17 protein-coding genes are annotated in these 17,576 nt (G+C 60.9%); 3 read left to right on the top strand and 14 right to left on the bottom strand.

Annotated elements, in window-relative coordinates:
- Positions 1 to 73: 73 nt before the first annotated feature.
- On the top strand, positions 74 to 1,156 hold the full coding sequence (locus PQQ96_RS17185; protein ID WP_408294004.1) for a porin: 1,083 nt from the start codon (positions 74 to 76) through the stop codon (positions 1,154 to 1,156).
- Between the two features lie 213 nt (positions 1,157 to 1,369).
- Here PQQ96_RS17185 and PQQ96_RS17180 read toward each other — a convergent pair whose 3' ends face one another.
- The 14 genes from PQQ96_RS17180 to PQQ96_RS17115 form a co-directional block, all read right to left on the bottom strand.
- Positions 1,370 to 2,359: an ABC transporter ATP-binding protein gene (locus PQQ96_RS17180; RefSeq protein ID WP_408294001.1), complete on the bottom strand. Its 990-nt coding sequence runs from the start codon at positions 2,357 to 2,359 to the stop codon at positions 1,370 to 1,372.
- Positions 2,356 to 3,342 carry an ABC transporter ATP-binding protein gene (locus PQQ96_RS17175; protein WP_408293999.1) on the bottom strand — a complete coding sequence of 329 codons (987 nt, stop codon included), beginning with the start codon at positions 3,340 to 3,342 and terminating at the stop codon, positions 2,356 to 2,358. The genes PQQ96_RS17180 and PQQ96_RS17175 overlap by 4 nt, the downstream gene beginning before the upstream one ends.
- Positions 3,339 to 4,328 (bottom strand): ABC transporter permease, encoded by a 990-nt coding sequence (locus PQQ96_RS17170; RefSeq protein WP_408293996.1) that lies wholly within the window; start codon positions 4,326 to 4,328, stop codon positions 3,339 to 3,341. Before PQQ96_RS17170 ends, PQQ96_RS17175 begins: the two co-directional genes overlap by 4 nt.
- Position 4,329: 1 nt before the next feature.
- On the bottom strand, positions 4,330 to 5,307 hold the full coding sequence (locus PQQ96_RS17165; RefSeq protein WP_408293993.1) for an ABC transporter permease: 978 nt from the start codon (positions 5,305 to 5,307) through the stop codon (positions 4,330 to 4,332).
- Between the two features lie 140 nt (positions 5,308 to 5,447).
- Complete coding sequence (gene hisC / locus PQQ96_RS17160; protein WP_408293990.1) at positions 5,448 to 6,575, bottom strand: histidinol-phosphate transaminase; 1,128 nt, start codon at positions 6,573 to 6,575, stop codon at positions 5,448 to 5,450.
- A 79-nt stretch (positions 6,576 to 6,654) separates the two neighbouring features.
- Positions 6,655 to 7,419 carry an HD domain-containing protein gene (locus PQQ96_RS17155; RefSeq protein WP_408293987.1) on the bottom strand — a complete coding sequence of 255 codons (765 nt, stop codon included), beginning with the start codon at positions 7,417 to 7,419 and terminating at the stop codon, positions 6,655 to 6,657.
- 40 nt (positions 7,420 to 7,459) lie between these two features.
- Positions 7,460 to 8,128 carry a 4-carboxy-4-hydroxy-2-oxoadipate aldolase/oxaloacetate decarboxylase gene (locus PQQ96_RS17150; protein WP_408293985.1) on the bottom strand — a complete coding sequence of 223 codons (669 nt, stop codon included), beginning with the start codon at positions 8,126 to 8,128 and terminating at the stop codon, positions 7,460 to 7,462.
- A 59-nt stretch (positions 8,129 to 8,187) separates the two neighbouring features.
- On the bottom strand, positions 8,188 to 8,844 hold the full coding sequence (locus PQQ96_RS17145) for an RraA family protein (protein ID WP_408293982.1): 657 nt from the start codon (positions 8,842 to 8,844) through the stop codon (positions 8,188 to 8,190).
- Positions 8,845 to 8,846: 2 nt separating this feature from the next.
- Positions 8,847 to 9,530: an RraA family protein gene (locus PQQ96_RS17140; RefSeq protein WP_408293979.1), complete on the bottom strand. Its 684-nt coding sequence runs from the start codon at positions 9,528 to 9,530 to the stop codon at positions 8,847 to 8,849.
- Between the two features lie 56 nt (positions 9,531 to 9,586).
- The gene (locus PQQ96_RS17135; RefSeq protein ID WP_408293976.1) at positions 9,587 to 10,594 is read right to left on the bottom strand and encodes a DODA-type extradiol aromatic ring-opening family dioxygenase; all 1,008 of its coding nucleotides are present in this window, start codon (positions 10,592 to 10,594) and stop codon (positions 9,587 to 9,589) included.
- A 40-nt stretch (positions 10,595 to 10,634) separates the two neighbouring features.
- Positions 10,635 to 11,672: an amidohydrolase family protein gene (locus PQQ96_RS17130; protein ID WP_408293973.1), complete on the bottom strand. Its 1,038-nt coding sequence runs from the start codon at positions 11,670 to 11,672 to the stop codon at positions 10,635 to 10,637.
- Positions 11,673 to 11,698: 26 nt separating this feature from the next.
- Positions 11,699 to 12,481: a FadR/GntR family transcriptional regulator gene (locus PQQ96_RS17125; protein ID WP_408293971.1), complete on the bottom strand. Its 783-nt coding sequence runs from the start codon at positions 12,479 to 12,481 to the stop codon at positions 11,699 to 11,701.
- 157 nt (positions 12,482 to 12,638) lie between these two features.
- Positions 12,639 to 14,087 carry an NAD-dependent succinate-semialdehyde dehydrogenase gene (locus PQQ96_RS17120; protein ID WP_408293969.1) on the bottom strand — a complete coding sequence of 483 codons (1,449 nt, stop codon included), beginning with the start codon at positions 14,085 to 14,087 and terminating at the stop codon, positions 12,639 to 12,641.
- 80 nt (positions 14,088 to 14,167) lie between these two features.
- Complete coding sequence (locus PQQ96_RS17115; protein WP_408293966.1) at positions 14,168 to 15,427, bottom strand: Rieske 2Fe-2S domain-containing protein; 1,260 nt, start codon at positions 15,425 to 15,427, stop codon at positions 14,168 to 14,170.
- A 257-nt stretch (positions 15,428 to 15,684) separates the two neighbouring features.
- On the opposite strand from PQQ96_RS17115, the gene PQQ96_RS17110 reads away from it, so the two are divergent.
- Together PQQ96_RS17110 and PQQ96_RS17105 are read left to right on the top strand one after the other, a co-directional pair.
- Positions 15,685 to 16,644 carry a PDR/VanB family oxidoreductase gene (locus tag PQQ96_RS17110; RefSeq protein ID WP_408293963.1) on the top strand — a complete coding sequence of 320 codons (960 nt, stop codon included), beginning with the start codon at positions 15,685 to 15,687 and terminating at the stop codon, positions 16,642 to 16,644.
- A 151-nt stretch (positions 16,645 to 16,795) separates the two neighbouring features.
- Positions 16,796 to 17,545, top strand: coding sequence for a FadR/GntR family transcriptional regulator (locus tag PQQ96_RS17105; protein ID WP_408293960.1), 750 nt, complete (start codon positions 16,796 to 16,798; stop codon positions 17,543 to 17,545).
- The last annotated feature ends 31 nt before the right edge of the window (positions 17,546 to 17,576 follow it).

The raw sequence follows: 17,576 nt of genomic DNA, 5'->3' as shown, positions 1-17,576 counted from the left end.
GCACGAAGCCTCGCAAAACATGCGGCATCTTTAACGAACTTAGCGCAGACTATTCATGGAAAGGAGACAAACAATGAGAAAGACCCTCGCCGCACCGCTTGCTGCCGTGTCACTTTGTACTTTTGCAGCGGGTGCACAGGCGCAGAGCAGCGTGACGATTTACGGGATCGTCGACTCGGGGATCAGCTACGTTAGCAACAGCGGCGGCCATTCCGCTTGGGTCTTCGACACGGGTGTCCCACAGGGCAACCGGCTCGGATTCAAGGGCGCCGAAGATCTGGGTGGTGGCCTGCAAGCGCTGTTTCGCCTTGAAAACGGCTTCAACCTGAACGACGGCAGCATGGGTCAGGGTGGCCTCATGTTCGGACGCCAGGCTTACGTGGGTCTCGCGAACCAGATCGGCACGCTGACGCTCGGCCATCAGTACGACTTCATGGGCGACATCATCGGCAACTACTCGATCGCCTACGTCGCCGGCGTGTATGCGTTCCATCCGGGTGACTACGACCGCGTATCGGGCGACCGGCTGGATAACACGGTCAAATTCGTCAGCAACAACTTCGGCGGCTTCACCGCCGGCGCGATGTACGGCTTCGGCAATACGGCGGGCAACTTCCATCAGAACAGCTCGATGAGTTTCGGCCTGACCTACGATCGTGGCCCGCTCAGTCTCGGCGCAGCCTATACGGATATCAATAACTTCAGCATCAATCCGACCAACGATCTGGGCGTCAACACGCTATTCGGCCAGCCGCTAACAGGCAACCCGATTGTGGCCGACAGCATGAAGACATGGGGGCTCGGCGGCAGCTATTCGATCGGCAAAGTCGGCATCATGGCGAACTACACCGGCACGCGGATTTCGTACATGGGCAATTCGGCCACACTGAGCACCCTGGAAGGCAGCTTGCTGTACCACTTCACACCGGCGCTGGTCGCCGGCGCGGGGTACACCTATTCGAAGCTCGAGAGTTCGCACTGGGGCCAGACGTCGGTTGGGATCGACTACTTCCTGTCGAAGCGCACCGACCTGTATGCCCAGGTGAACTATCAACTGGCGAGCGGTGACGGTACGCGTGCGGTCATTCTGACGCTGCCGACGTCGAGCACCAACAAGCAGGTCGTGGCGGGTGTTGGCATACGCCACAAGTTCTGATCGATTGATCGCGAGACGTGCCGCTCGATGGCGAGAGTCGAGCGTCACACATTTATGCCGGCGCAAGCCGGCTTTTTTTTGTGCCGCTGGAATTAAGGCTCGCGCGAACTCACTGCCTCGTCTATGCGCCGCCCATGAAAAAACCCGGTGTGAACCTCCAGCATCGCTGCTGTACGACTCACACCGGGCCAGACTTCAAGCGTGCCGTTGACTTCAGTCGATCAGATGACACGCAGCGAATTGCCCATCGACAGCGCGCTTCAATTCGGGCACGACCTCCTTGCAGACGGGCAACGCGTGCGGGCAGCGCGGATGAAAATGGCACCCCGAAGGCGGATTCATCGGCGACGGAATCTCGCCCTTGATTGCGTAGAAGGTCTTCTTGCGCTTATCGAGCGACGGCACTTCCGCCAGCAAAGCCTGCGTGTACGGATGCTGTGGATTCTGATAAACCTGCTCGGTGGGTCCCGATTCCACGATCTTGCCGAGATACATGACGACAATGCGATCCGCGATATGGCGCACCACGCCCAGATCGTGACTGATGAACAGATACGTCAAACCGAGTTCTTCGCGCAGCTTGATGAACAGGTTCAACACCTGCGCCTGAATCGACACGTCAAGTGCCGCCACCGATTCATCGCAAACGAGGAACTTCGGACTCACCGACAGCGCACGCGCAATACCGATACGTGCGCGCTGGCCACCCGAGAACTGATGGGCGAAGCGGTCCATCGAATCCGGATCGAGGCCCACCCGTTCAAACAGCGCGCCGACAAAATCGCGCGTATCTGCTTTACGGATGAAGCCATGCACGTGCGCCCCTTCCGCCACAATATCCGCGGCCCGCATGCGCGGATTGAGCGACGCGTACGGATCCTGGAAGATCATCTGGATATCCAGTTCAGCGCGATTGCGCTCGCGCCGGCCGAGCGACGCCATATCCGTATCCTGCCAGTAGCGCTTGCCGCTCGTCGGCCAGTAGACGCCGGCCGCCAGCCGGCCGACCGTCGATTTACCGCAGCCGGATTCGCCGACCAGTCCGACCACTTCTCCAGCGCTCACACTCAGGCTCAGATCGGTGACCGCTCGCACGCCCTTCGGCGGCTGCCGTCCAGTGATAGCGCGGACGAAGCGGCCCGTCGCATCCTGTCTCGGTGCGAACGTCTTCGTAACATGACGCAATTCGAGCAGCGGGGTCATGCGATCTCCTCATGTTCATCGACGACGGGCCGGATGCAGCGAACCATGTGGCCGTCGTGGTCAATCGATTCGGCAATCTCGTGCGCACATTCGGGCACCGCGGATGAACAGCGCGTGCGGAACGCACAGCCACCGCCTAACGCGAGCAGCGAAGGCGGCGCACCGGGAATCTGCCGCAACATCACGCCTTTGGGATTGCGGCTCGGAATCGAATTCATCAAGCCGCGCGTATAAGGGTGACGCGGCGTATCGAGCACCTGATCGACGCTGCCGTATTCGGCGATCCGGCCGCCGTACATCACGCACACGCGATCCGCCAGCCCCGCGACCACCGACAGGTCGTGCGTGATCCAGATCAGCGCCGTCCCCGAGTTGCGGCACAGTTGCTGGATCTCACCGAGAATCTGCGCCTGAATGGTGACGTCGAGCGCGGTAGTCGGTTCGTCAGCGATCACCACCTCGGGCCGGTTGATCAGCGCAATCGCAATCGCGACGCGCTGACGCATGCCGCCGGAGAACTGATGCGGATAACACTTCAGACGCTCGTCCGGCGCCGGGATACCGACCTGCGCAAGCGCCGCGCGCGCTTCGTCGAGCGCCGCGCGACGGCTCATCGGCCGGTGCGCGAGCACCGCCTCGACCATCTGCGTATCGATACGCAGCACGGGATTGAGCGTCATCATCGGATCCTGGAAAATCATCGAGATCCGGTTGCCGCGAATCTTGCGCCATTGCGCCTCGGTGCATGCGGCCAGTTCCTCACCTGCCAGCTTGATGCTGCCGCTCACCACCTTGCCCGGGGGATCGATCAGACCCATGATCGAATAGCCGGTTTGCGATTTACCGGAACCGGACTCACCGACTACGCCCAGAATTTCGCCCCGCGCGACGCTGAAACTCACACCGTTCACTGCTTTCACGATGCCGCGCGGCGTCGTGAAGTGAGTGCACAGATTGTTGACCTGCAATGCGGGCTGAGTCATTTCTTCAACCTCGGGTTGAGCACATCGCGCAGGCGATCCGCCATGAGATTCAGGCACAGCATCAGCAACAGCAGCGCGACGCCCGGGAACACGCTGATCCAGTAGGAACCGGACAGCAGGTAGTTATATCCGTTCGAAATCAGCAGACCGAGCGACGGCTCCGTAATCGGCAACCCAAGACCCAGAAACGACAGCGTCGCTTCAAGCGAGATCGTGGTCGCCATCTGCACGGTTGCGACGACCAGCAGCGGCGGCACGCAATTGGGCAGCACATGGCGGAAGATGATCCGCGTGTCGCTCAGTTTCAGGCAACGCGCCGCCTCCACATACTCCTTGCGCAACTCGACGAGCGCGGAACCTCGCGCCGTACGCGCATACACCGCCCATTGCACCAGCACGAGTGCATAGATGATCTTGTCGACCCCTTTGCCAAATGCCGCGATAAACACCAGCGCAATCAGAATCGAAGGGAACGAAAGCTGGATGTCGGCAAGCCGCATGATCAGCGCGTCGACCTTGCGTCCATAGAATGCGCCGATCAGACCCAGCGCTACACCGATGCCCAACGCGAGCACGGTACAGACGAGGCTCACGTACAGGCTCGTGCGCATGCCGTAGAGAATCGCGGACAGCATGTCGCGCCCCTGATCGTCAGTGCCGAGCCAGTAGATATGTGCCCCCATCGACGCATGCGCAAGCGGCGGAAGCTGTGAATCGCTCAGGTCGAGCTGGGCGAGGTCATAAGGATTCTGCGGCGCAATCCACGGTGCGAACACCGCCAGCGCAGTAATCGCGATAAACAGCACGAGCCCTGTGAGCGCGAGTTTGCTCTGGCTGAATTCGCTCCATAGCGCGCTCAGTTGCCCGCCCATGCGTGCAAACCGATGCGGACGTTTCACCGGTTTGGCGGCGGTCATGTTGGAAGCGGTGGAACCAGTAGTTTGGGCGCGCGGTTCGGCCACGGTCGTTCCTGTGATGGGTGCCATGTCAATTCACCTCCGCCGTCACCGAGATGCGCGGATCGAGCAGCGAATACAGAATGTCGACGATCAGGTTGATCAGCATATAGATCGCTGCGACGGTCAGCAGATAGGCAATGACCACTGGGCGATCGAGCGCATTGATCGAATCGATCAGCAGTTTGCCCATGCCCGGCCATGCGAATACAGTTTCCGTGACGATCGAAAAAGCGATCAACCCGCCGAGGTTGATACCGATCACCGTCACGAGCGGGATCATGATGTTCTTCAGGATATGCACGCCGACAATGCGCGATGCGCTCAGCCCTTTGGCCCGCGCGAACTTGACGTAGTCGGTCAGTGCGGTTTCGCGTGTCGAGGAATACGCGAGCCGGATAATCAGCGCGATGTTGAAGAGTGCGAGATTGAGCGCCGGCAACAGCAGGTGCTTCCAGCCGTCGAGCGTCAGAAAGCTCACCTGCATGCCGAGCCATGACGTCGTGGTGCCGCGTCCGCCTGAAGGCAGCCAGCTAAGTATCACCGAGCAGACGAGAATCAGGATCAGGCCGACCCAGAACGTCGGCAAACTGAAACCTATCGTCGACGATGCGGTAATGATGCGCGAGGAGAGCTTCTCGGGGCGCAATCCGGCGACCATACCAAGCGGTATACCAATGACAATGGCCATCAGCATGGCAATCACCGATAACTCGAGCGTTGCGGGCATCCGCGAGACGATCATCTGCGCAACCGGTGCGCCGGTCAGGAACGACGTGCCGAAGTCGCCGCGCAACGAGTGGCTGAGGAAATGCCAGTACTGGAGCCACCACGGCTGATCCAGTCCGAGCGATGCAATGATGCGCGTGCGCATCTCGGGTGTGGCGCTGTCGGGGACCATCAGCGCAATCGGGTCGCCCACAACGTAGACGCCGGCAAACACGAGCAGCGACATCGCCCAAAGCGCAAGCACGCTCTGGAACAGTCTCCGCAGAATAAACTCAAGCATGGATTGTCTCGCTCCAACGGGGATGAGTTCGAGCGACAGGACTTGTATTCGCCTGTTCGTGGCCACGGATGCTGCGGGCAGTCCGTGGCCGGGCTCTATCTCGAAAGTATAATATAGTTTAATTTAGGTGAGTTTCTATCTCACGCGTTGACCACCACAAGTTCACGCAACGCCGTAAAGAACCTTTCGTTTTCCTGCGGCAATCCGACCGTGACACGCAGCCACTCGCCCAGCCCGTAGTCCACCACCTTGCGGACGATGATGCCGCGCCTGAGCAGCGCATCGAACAGCGCGGCCGAATTGCCCACCTTGATCACGACGAAGTTGCCCTGGCTTTTCACATGCGGGAGCCGCAGCGCGTCGCAGACCTCGTAGAACCGCTCAATCCCTTCGCGATTCAGGCGATACGATTCGTTCAGGTAGTCGTCGTCGTTCAGTGCGGCAATGGCCGCAGCCTGTGCCAGTGAATTGACATTGAACGTCTGCCGCACACGGTTCAGAAGATCGGTGACGTAAGGCGTCGCGATAGCGAAACCGACCCGTAGTCCAGCCAACCCGAATGCCTTCGAGAAGGTTCGCGACACGACCAGATTCGGATAGCGCCGCACGAGTTCGGTGCTGTCGTAACGATGACCCGGTTCGAGATACTCGTTATAGGCCTCATCGAGCAGCACAACGACATTGGCCGGGATGCGATCGAGAAACGCGGTCAGTTCGCCGACGCTGAAGAACGTGCCGGTCGGGTTGTTCGGATTCGCGAGATACACCACGCGCGTCGCCGCGTTGACCGCCAGCGCCATGGCGTCAAGATCGTGGCCGTAGTCTTTGGCGGGCACGGCGACCATTCGCGCGCCGGTTGCCTTGACCGCGTTCTGCCACGCCATGAATGCGTATTGCGACGACACGGCATTGCAATCGCTGTCCGGCTGCGCAGCCTGCAGGAAGGCACGTGCGACGAGTTCGAGAATGTCGCTCGAACCGTTGCCGAGCGTGATCCAGTTACGCTCGACGTTGTACTTCTGGCCCAGCGCCACTTTCAACGCATGACCGTTCGGATCGGGGTAGCGTGCCCCGCTGTTGACGATCGCGTCGATGGCCGCACGTGCCTTCGGCGGCATGCCGAGCGGATTTTCATTCGAGGCGAGCTTGATGATGCTGGCTTCCGGCAGCCCGTACTCGCGCGCCGTTTCTTCGATGGGTTTGCCTGCCTGATAGGGCTTCAACGAGCCGATGTAGGTGGGAGCGACAGGACGCAATTCGTTTGTCATGGGAACACCTTTGCTGACTTCGATAGAGGAATGAGGATGAGTGGCGCGCCGCGGGCGCACCAGGCGCAGCCGCCTGCTATTAAAGGAACTTCGTCGGCCAGATCATCGTGCGCCAGATGTGTGCCGACGGACTGCCGTCGAAGCCGAGTCCTTCCTTCGGCTGCCGGAAATTGCGTCCGATGATGTCGACGAAATCGTCGAGACTCACCACTGCGTTCGGATCGAACGAATAGATGTCGTGCAACGTGATCGAACGGCTCGACATGTACCACTTGTGATTGCGCGCGTACTCGTAGTCGCGCTGGATATACGGCTCAGGCTCGTAATCCTTGCCGAAATAGCGCAGATACGCGTCCGGATACCCATAACCTACCGATTCATCCGCGAAAAAACGCAACGCCTGGTGATACTGGATGGCCCAACTGACCTCCTCGTCCACGTACGGCGCGATCATCTGTGCGCCCCAATAGCCGTGATCGCCACGAATGAAACCGGCCACGCTGATGTCATGTAACAGACAGGCCAGCACGATCTTCTCGTTCTGCCCGGCTTTCAACGCGTGCGTCGCGCTTTGCAGCACGTGATTGGCCGGCCCGAAGCGGTACTTGAAGAAGTCGATCAAGGTGGGGTTCGCGGGCATCTTCTGCAGGCGCGGATCGTCGCCCATCATGAAGTGGCCCGTGCCCGGCGGCGGTGGAATGGCCTGCGTCGGATCGCGGTCACCTGATGTGTAGATCACTGATTTCACGACGCGCCGGTCCAGCTCCGCGATCATCTCGTGTTCCAGCACATCGGCGCGCTCGGAAAGCGTAGGCTCATGCCCGCCTGCGGTTTGATTGCTCATTGCGATTGCTCCTCTGTCTCTTCGATACCGGACCGCGCGTCTAGCGATTCCAGCCGTAAATATCGAGCGTCAATTCACCCGCGGCGATGCGCGCGAGTATTTCCGCTTCCTTATCCTCACGTTCGTGCGCGGCGCGCAAGGTGCTGCCGACCGCTTCCTGCGCGAGTACCACAACGCCGTCCGCATCGCCCACCACCAGGTCGCCCGGCCGCACTGCGACATCGCCGATACGCAGCGGATGATTGATCCAGCCGCGTGCCGCGAAATCTTTGGTCGTGCCGCGAATGCACAGGCCGCGCGAAAACACCGGGAAACCGATGCGCGCGAGCAGCTCGGCATCGCGAACGCAACCGTCGATGACGAGGCCTGCCACCCCGCGCTCCTTGGCCGCCGTCGACATGACCTCGCCCCAGTAGCCGGCTTCGTAGTAGTCGCTCGTATACACCACCAGCACATCACCCGGCTGCGCGACGACCAGCGCACGATGCAACCAGAGATTGTCGCCAGCCGGCGAATGCACGGTAACCGCCGGGCCGCAGACACGGAATGCGGGACTGACCGGCTTGATCGCCGACGGCAGCGCGCCCAGTTTGTTGGCCGCTTCGAGCAAGGTCGCGGACGGAAAGGCGCGGGCCGCCTCGATCACTTCGGCGGCCGGCCGCTCGATCGAAGCGGTCACCAGCGGCGAATCGATGAAAGGGTACGACATGGTGTCTCCTGATGGATATTCTGATGGCTCGCGTGTCGTGGCGTCGTGAGCGTCGGCGCTCAGACGCTCACTTTGCTCTGCAGCGCGTGATAGCGATGCTGCTGGCGCGCCTCGTCGAGCCGCATACCTTGCCGCGCCGCCTCGCGAATCGCCTGCTCCGCTGCGTGAATCTCTTCGGCGGCAGCGAGTACGCGGTCTTCGTGGGCGTGCGGAATCACGATCACGCCATCCGCGTCGCCAACGACCAGGTCGCCCGGCAACACACGCGCGTTACCAATGTTGACCGGCACCTGCATGCTTTCGACTTGCACGCGGTCTTTGCCGGTACGCATCCAGTGACCCTTGCTGAACACAGGGTAACCCAGCGACAGGCACAGGCTCACATCGCGGCAGATTCCATCAATGACGGTGCCGGCGATTTTCCGCCGATGCGCGATCTCCGTAAGGATGTCGCCCCAGACCGTGCAGTCTTCGCGGCCGGCGTTATCCAGCACGATCACGCCGCCTTCCGGGACGTCGTCGATATAGTCGCCAACGGTGCCGGGCGGCGTTGTCGGCGGTCCGTAAAGAATCGTGAACGCACGGCCGCTCAGACGGAAACTCGCATCGCGCGGCTTGATGCCGGTACATTGACCGACGATGCCGAGGCGATCCAGTGCATCGCTCAGTGTCGCGGTATCGAGGCGCTGTGCGCGCTGCGCATTCTTGTCGCTCATGTTTATCCCCTGTCCTGCAACATATATTCGTAGTCCGCACCCATCACCTGGGCAATGGGCACACCGTTCAGCAGTTTTTTCGCCATCGCCGCTTCCTTGCCGGCAATCAACTCGGCGGCGGCCAGCACACGCTCGATGTCCGCGGCAGCAATGAAGATCACCGCGCTGTTATCGGCGATCACATAGTCGCCCGGATTGACGCGAACCTGTGCAACCGTGATCGGCACATTGGTGCCGGCTTCGGCAACGCGATTGCGTGCGGTGAACGCCGTCAATGCCCGCGCGAAAACTGGAAAGTCGTATTGCCGCGCTTCATCGATATCGCGCACGGGGCCGTCGGCAATCACGCCCTCGATGCCGCGCAATGACGCGCCGAGCGAGAGAATGCCGCCCCAACTGCCGGCGTCGAGCCCCGTGTGCTGCTCGACCACGATCACATCGCCCGCGCCGGCAAATTCGACGGCCGTCGTGCCGAGATGGCGCGGCGCACCGTTATGCGAGGCCGCGCTTATCTGCGCGGCCTCTACCAGTTTCACGGTCACGACCCTGCCGGCAATGCGGCGCTCGGTCGAACGTTGCGGCAAGCCGGTGACCGTGCCGGTCAAACCGAGCTTGTCGAGTGCATCCGATACTGCGCAACAGTCGAGCCGCTGCAGGCGTCGAGTGTTGTCATCTGCTTTTTTCATGCGTGTCTGCTCCGTTCCTCATATTCGCCTTTTTTTGCCGCTATCGCCGCTGCTGCTCACTCCCAGCAGGCAAACGCCATCCCCGAGCCTGTCCCGGCTTCCGAGCGATAACATGCGACGTAGTCGATCAGCTTCATCTTCAGCGACGCGCTCGCGGCAAGGCCGACAAGCGGTAACCAGCTCTTGATTTCCGAGGTATTACCGTTGAAATGCGACTCCGGAATATCACACAGCGTGGCTTCGTCGCCCTCGGCGAGCGCAGTCAGCACGCGGTGATCGAGTGCTTCGTCAACCACGAAGTGACTCATGCCACCAGAGGCGACCACCACCACCCGCAGTTCGGCCGGCAAGCGCCGGATCGCCGCACCGAGCGCGTGGCCGAGCGCCAGGCAGCGCGCCACGCGAGGCTGATTCGGCGCCACGCCGACGTTCAGAAACACGGGCACCGACGGCGGTGGCGCATCGCGCATCACCCGGCGATAGACGAAACCAAACGCGTGTGGAATGCCGTGCTGGCGATCCTCGCCTTTTGGTAACCGGTTCGAAACGGCGATATCAAAACCGTCATCGACAAGCGACTGCACCAGCGTCAACGCGTGATCCGGCGCGCCGGGATAAACCGCCCCTTCCGGCGGACAGTGGCCATCCTCCGCCTCCGCGACACCCGGCGGCAGACGGCGGCGCTGTTCTTCCGACAGCGGCAGGTTCTCGATCTGCTCACCGCCGAATATCGTGATTGCCGGCGTCAGGTCGTCCTTGAACACCTCGCGCTGATCGTTGCCGAGCACGATGACGAGATCAGGTTTCATCGCATGGAAGCGTTCGGCAAGCGTATCGAGAGCTCGCTGGCAAGCGGCATAGCGTTCCTGCTTTGACGCATCGGTGACCGCCGCCGCAAAGCCCGGTGCGCGCGCGTCCAGCAGCGCCGCGTAGTCGTAAGAGCACCCCTGAAACCAGTGCGACGGATTCTTCAGATCCGCGCCGGCCCGCAAATGCCAGAGATCAGGTGGCATCGACAGCAAGGGGCCGTGGGATGTGGCGATCGCGCCGATCATCGTTGCCATGCCGCGCTCCCGTTGAACGTGTTTTTCATAACCGAGGGCTTCAACGTGTCGCGGCTGTGCCAGCCGGCAGGTCGAGACGGAACACCTTGCGCGCGTTACCCTCGAAAATCATGCGTTTTTCGTCGCTGCTGAGCCATTCGAAACTTTCGATGACCGGACGAATGTCATCCAGCCAGCGGCCCGTCTGCGGATCCTTCACCGTGCCGACCCCCGGCCGCTCCGCACCGAAGATGCAGCGATCCGCGCCGACCGTCTTGATGAGCAGACGCAGCGCCTCTTCCGAGTACAGCACCGTGTCGTAGTAGAGACGGCGCAAGCTGTCGAGAAACGGTTCGCTTGCGCGTCCCGGCCGCAGCGAGGGGGCCTGGAAGCGTCCGAACTGATACGGCACCGCGCCGCCGCCATGCGAGACGACAATCTTCAACTGCGGGAAGTCCTTGAACACACGCGAACGCGCGAGCGCCATCACCGCGATCGTTTCTTCGTTGATGAAGTGCAGCGAATAGTTGTGACGGTCCGAACGGCATCCCGCCGAATGCAGGTACGCGGGCACATCGAGTTCGACGAGCTTCTCATACAGGGGATACCAGTATTCGCTGCCGAGGTCGGGCACCTCGTTGGTTGCCAGCCCCTCGCTCGGGTCGGTATTCAGCAGCACGCCGACGAGGCCGAGTTCCTTGATGCAACGCTCCAGTTCCGGCAAACATCCGCTGACGGGCTCGCCCCACGCCTGCGGCAAACCGCCGACGCCGCGAAACGTCTGCGGCATGAGCCGCGCCTGCTGCGCGATCATGTCATTGGTTTCCTCGGTGAACCAGTGGACAATCTTCGCCGGCTTTTCGCTATGCATCATCTGGTACGGACGCGGCGAGATCAACTGCAGGTCCGTGCCGATGTCACGCAACTGCTCGACGTGCGATTTGGTGCCGAATGTCGGTGCATTGAGTACCGCCAGCATTTCGTCGTCGCTGATCTGTGCGGTGCCACGGCCGTGCGCGCCGCGATGGGAAACAAGACCGGACTTCCAGACGTAAAGAGAATCCGGCGCGGTGACGTGCGCGTGCGCATCGATGATCATGAAGGTCTCCGTTAAATAGTGTGGGTTCAAGCCCGGACCGCTTCCGGGTCGGGTTGGATGTATGCCGCCGGCGTCATCGGAATGAAGCTTGTGCGAACGATCTGGATCCGTTCCTGCATCAGGCGGCGAGCCATCTCGACTTCGCCGCGGCACACCGCGTCGAACAGACGCCGATGCGAAGCGATCACGCGATTCGCCGTGTCCGCACTCGTATAGGTGGCGAGCAAAGGCGTCAGCACAAAACGCAGCGCCTTGAACTGCGCGAGCAAAACCCGATTCCCTGAAGCTTCGACGAGTGCTTCGTGAAAGCGCAGCGACGCGTCAGTAAATGTCTCGAGTTGCTTGCGTGCGTCTCCCGCGCCGTGCAATGCGTCACGCAGTGCCGTGCGATGCACGACAGTCAGGTTTTCCGCTGCTTTCTCCGCGGCCATCACTTCGATCGCCATTTGCGCATCGAACACTTCGCTCGCGCCGGCGCCGATGAGGCTCAGTTGTATCGACAGCGCGTCGGCAAAGCGCTCCGGGTTCGCACCGGCAATCCACACGCCGCCCTTCGCGCCCATACGGATCTCGACGATGCCGACCGCTTCCAGCGTTCTCAGCGCATCACGGGCGGCGGTACGGCTAACGTTAAACTGCTGCGCCAGCGAGGCCTCACTGCCGAGAAAGTCGCCCGCCTTCACCTGCTTCGAAAATAGCGCGGCACGCACTTGCGATGCGACGCGCCATGACAGCTTTTCCGTTTGCACGGATTCCCAGACTGTCGAAGTCCGCGCGTGCCTGGCATCGTGCAGGAGATTTTCTTTCATTAGTCGTACGAATCGTATTGACTGGTCCATGAGCAGGCTTCGAACGGTACTCAAAGCACTCACTGCGTCAGGGGATCTTTGTTAAATATAATATATATAACTTATTTGAGATTGGCCAGTGGCGATCAATGTTTCGATCGCCGCTTCTGCACTATGCTCAGGACACGGCTTGTTGAACGAACTTCGTGACCAGGTAGGCCTGCAGGCCCTCAATGCCGTTTTCGGAGCCAATACCGCTTTCCTTGACGCCGCCGAACGGCACTTCCGGCCCTGAGACCAGCATGCTGTTGATGCCGATCATGCCGGCCTCGAGACCATTCGACAGTTGCAGCGCGCGCCGATCCGAACCGGTGAACGCATAGGCCGCAAGTCCATATTTCAATCGATTAGCCCGCTCGAGCACTTCTTCGACGGTCTTGAATGAACTGAAAGGCACCACCGGACCGAACGGTTCTTCATTCATGATGCGCGCCTGTTCTGGCACGTCAGCCAGCACGGTTGGCGCGTAGAAGAAACCGGGACGATTCAGGCGCTGGCCGCCGAGCAGCAAGCGCGCGCCATGCGACACCGCATCCTTGACGAACTCGTCCGCCGCGGCGAGCCGGCGTGCGTTGGCAACCGGGCTCGCCTGCGTGTCGGGCTCGAAGGCCGAGCCGACCTTCAGCTTCGCGGCCACTTCGACAAACTTATCGATGAAGGCACCGTACACGCCCTCCTGAATATAGAAGCGCGTTGGCGAAATGCAGGCTTGCCCGGCCTGGCGAAACTTGGCATTGGCGGTCATCGTGGCAATACGCGCCACGTCGACGTCGTCGCAGACGATCATCGGCGCATGGCCGCCCAACTCCATCACCAGTTTCTTCAGGCCGTGCGTAGCGGCGAGACCCGCGAGATGCTTGCCGACCGGAATCGACCCGGTGAATGCCACGGCCTTGATGACGTCCGAGGCGATCAGATATTCCGACACTTGCGCCGGCTCGCCGAAGACCAGATTCAGCACCCCCGGCGGCAAACCCGCATCCTGGAAGCAGCGCACCATCGCCGTGGTGGATCCAGGCGTCTCTTCGGCAGCCTTCAGAATCACCGAGCAACCCGCCGCGAGCGCGGCCGCGACAGTACGTGCGGGAATCCGTACGGGAAAATTCCATGGCGTGAACGCCGCCACCGGTCCGACGGGCACTTTCAGTACGAGTTGGCGGGAATTCGGCAGCGGGCCAGGCACCACACGCCCATAGGCGCGACGCCCTTCTTCCGCAAACCACTTGACGATGTCGGCTGAGCTGTGCGCTTCCTGCAGGCCGTCGGCCAGCATCTTGCCGTGCTCAAAACTCATCAGCGTGCCGATTTCGTCTGCGCGTTCGTGCATCAGCGCGGCGGCTTTGTCGATGATGGCAGCCCGCTCGGACGCGCTCATGCGCGACCACGTCGCAAACCCGGCCGCCGCCGCGGCGAGTGCGTCGTCAAGGTCAGCTTGCGTGGCAAGCGGCAAGTGGGCGAGCACCGTTTCGTCGGCGGGATTGATGACGGGCCGGGTGTCGCGGCTCCTGGTACGCCACGCCCCGTTGATGAACAGGCCAAGTTGAATGTCGTAACTTCTGGTAACCATCTGCGTCTCCGATATCTGATATCCGGTCGGCGCAAAGCGCCGCCGTGTGCTGTTTTCGCACCGTTACTGTAGCGCGGCCGTCACGGCTCCATGCCCATCGCTTCGAGAAAAGCTCGCCGGACATGTTCCGGCTGGCCTGCCTGAAAGCGGAAATCCTGCAGGTGATGCTTCCACAAAGGATGATTCGCGATCTCCGCGCGCGTCATACCCTCAACGAACGTAGCGCGTGCGGCAATTGGCAATTCCACACATTCATTGTGCTTCGGATCGCGGATGATGCCCTTCGGCTCACCGCCGTTCGCGACCACGTCCAGTTCCTCGAAGAAGCGCCGGCGCAGCATGACGATGCCACGATCGCTGCTGCCCAGATTCTCTTTTGTGCGATCAGCCACCACACCCTGCCCCGCCCACGCGACAAAATCCTGGTTCATTACATGGCTCGTAATCCAGCGGCCGGTCTGCGGATCGGTCACCGGACCGTGCCACGTCGGCACGCTCTTTTGCTCATAGGGCTCGCTTTCCTTCGGCACGCGGGTGAAAGCCCACGTCACGCTCAATGTGCGGGCGTCGTCGACCGGCACGCGCCACTCGAAATGCTCGCCGAGAAAGAACGCATTCGGCCACAGGCACACACGGCCGATCGACCAGAGCGGATCATTTTCATCCGCGTCGCCGCGCAGGCGTTTGTAGATGAACCCGTAGTCGAACTCGTCGAAATCGAGCTGCTTATGCGCGGGCGAGTACGGGCCGGTCTGTCCGTTCAGGCGCGCGGTCCAGTTGTTGTGCATCCATTCGAAGTGAATGGGATCGATCGAGTTCTCCTGGCATTGCAGCCAGTTGCACGGCACTTCGGATATCACGATTTGCACGAAGCCGTTCTTCCAGGAGAACGGCTCCCAGTTCGGCACGAGCGGTGCAGGTTGCGGCCCAAGATACGCCCACAGAAGACCCGCCTTCTCCTCGACCGGATACGCCTTGATCTTCACCCGCTCTTTCAGCTTCAACTGCGGATTCGCCACGTCCTCATACGGCTGCTCCGTGCATTTTCCGCCCTGGTCGTAGAGCCAGCCATGATAGTTACAGCGCAGCCCGCACTTTTCGACGAAGCCGTACGCGAGATCGGCGCGGCGGTGCGGACACTGGCGGTCGATCAGCCCGAAATTGCCGCTTAGATCCTTGTACAGCACGAGGTCTTCGCCGAGCAGGCGCACCGGCTTGACAGCCACTTTGTCGAACTCGCTCACCCCGGCAATCGGCATCCAGTAACGGCGCAGCAATTCGCCCATCGGCTCGCCCGGCCCGACCTTCGTCAAAAGTTCGTTCTTCGCTTGGGACAGCATTCTTCAAGTCTCCATTGTTATCGCCCGGCCGCTGCGCCGGCTACACGAGCACTTCGGCAGTCTCGGCCGGCTGTCATTTCCGCCGCCTTCATCATCGATCTAATGATAATACACATTATACATTATAGAAGCATTCATCGGTTCGATCGACTTCCGTCTCGCGCTTGCCGACGGTGTTTCGATAATATATATTACACATCGAAGCGCGCGCAACAGAATTTGTGTCTGCGTGGCGAGACAACTCAGGACGAGTCAACATGAAGAAAGCTATGGATACGCTACAGGTGCAACTTCGCGCGATCAGATATGAGGCGCCTACCATCAACACGTATGAATTTCACGCACCTGACGGCTCGCCGCTGCCCGGCATCACGGCCGGCGCTCACATCGATCTCCACTTGCCCAACGGGCTGATCCGTAGCTATTCGCTGTGCAATTCGCCGGCGGAGACGCACCGCTATGTGATCGGTGTGAATCGCGATCCGTCGAGCCGCGGAGGTTCGTCGTGGATGCATGACGCACTGCGTGTCGGCGCCGTCCTGACGATCGGCGCGCCCGCCAACAATTTCCCGCTGGTCGAGGACGCCGCGCATACGGTGCTTATCGCGGGAGGAATTGGCATCACGCCGCTCATGGGCATGATTCAGCGCCTGGAAGCGCTGGAGCGGTCGTGGGAGTTGCACTATTGCACGCGAACCCGCGAGGTTACTGCATTCGCCGGTGCGTTAGGACAATACGGCTCGCGTGTCCAGTTTCATCACGACGGTGAACCGGGCGGAAAGCGGCTCGATTTCGCCACCGTATTGACGCAGCACGACGACCGCACGCACTTCTATTGCTGCGGCCCGACGGCCATGCTGAATGCGTTCGAAGCAAGCGCTGCAACGTGTGGCAGCGGCGCGCGTTTTCATGTTGAATACTTCGCCGCTGGCGAAGCGCCCGCGACGTCCGGCGGTTTTAACGTGCAACTCGCACGCTCAGGCCGCCTGATTCAGGTAAACGCCGGCAAGACGATTCTGGACGCACTGATCGACGAAGGGATCGACGTCAGTTATTCCTGCTCACAGGGCGTGTGCGGCACGTGCGAAACGCGGGTGCTCTCAGGCGTGCCGGATCATCGAGACATGGTGCTGACAAAGGGCGAACAGGCGGCGAACCGGTCGATGATGATTTGCTGCTCGGGTAGCCGAAGCGAGTGCCTGGTGCTCGATTTGTGATCGCCGGGTAGCCCGGCAGCCCATGCGAATTGTATAACCGTATGATTATTCGACGGCTATGCTAACATCGCGATCAGTCTTTCGGGGTCGCACCACGCGCGCGTGCGGCTTCGGCTCATCACGTCGCAACGCTCAGGTCCGGAGATCCGAATTGAAAAAAGGTACTGTCGAAACTACGCCGCTGTGGGAACCGGTGCAGACGGAAACCTTATCCTGGCGCATCGTTTCGCAGGTGCGCGCAGCCGTCTTTTCCGGTCAGATCAAGACGGGGGATTTCCTCGGCAGCGAAACGTCGCTGTCCGCGCAATTCAACGTGAGCCGCATGGCTGCTCGCGACGCATTGCGCACGCTCGAAGCCGTCGGCATCGTGGAGATCCGTATGGGCGCGAAGGGTGGCGCGTGGATTGCACAAGGTAATCCGGAACGCTTCGCGGACGCGCTGGCCATTCAATTGCATCTGATCGGCGTCACCGGCGAGGAAATCTTCGACGCGCAAATGGCGATTGAAGTCACGTCAGCGGAACTTGCTGCACAGAACGCCACCGAGGAAGACCTCAAGAAGCTGAGCGAAATCCTGGTCGAACTCGACAAACTGCGCGACGATCCACTTGCGTTCACGGATGCGTCACTGCGCTTTCATGAAGCGATCGTCGAGTCGTCGCACAACCGGGTCCTGCTTGCGCAATTCCGTGCGCTGCGTTTTGTGTTGCAACCGCTACTCGCGCCCAACACGACGCACGCGATCGCCGCACGCGTGATCCGCTCACACAAGTCGGTACTGAATGCGATCGAAGCGCGAGACGGCGTCAAGGCGCGCGAAATCATGCAGCAACGGGTGAAAGTGATCCGTTCGCGTGTGTTGTCAGGCACCGCTGCTCAACACGCTGCCGACGACGAATAAATGAGTCGGGCTTCGCGGCGCCCTGCCGCCG

The sequence above is a fragment of the Paraburkholderia sediminicola genome (assembly GCF_046027825.1).
Lineage (GTDB): Bacteria > Pseudomonadota > Gammaproteobacteria > Burkholderiales > Burkholderiaceae > Paraburkholderia > Paraburkholderia sediminicola_D.
This window is presented reverse-complemented; position numbering and strand designations above follow the sequence as displayed.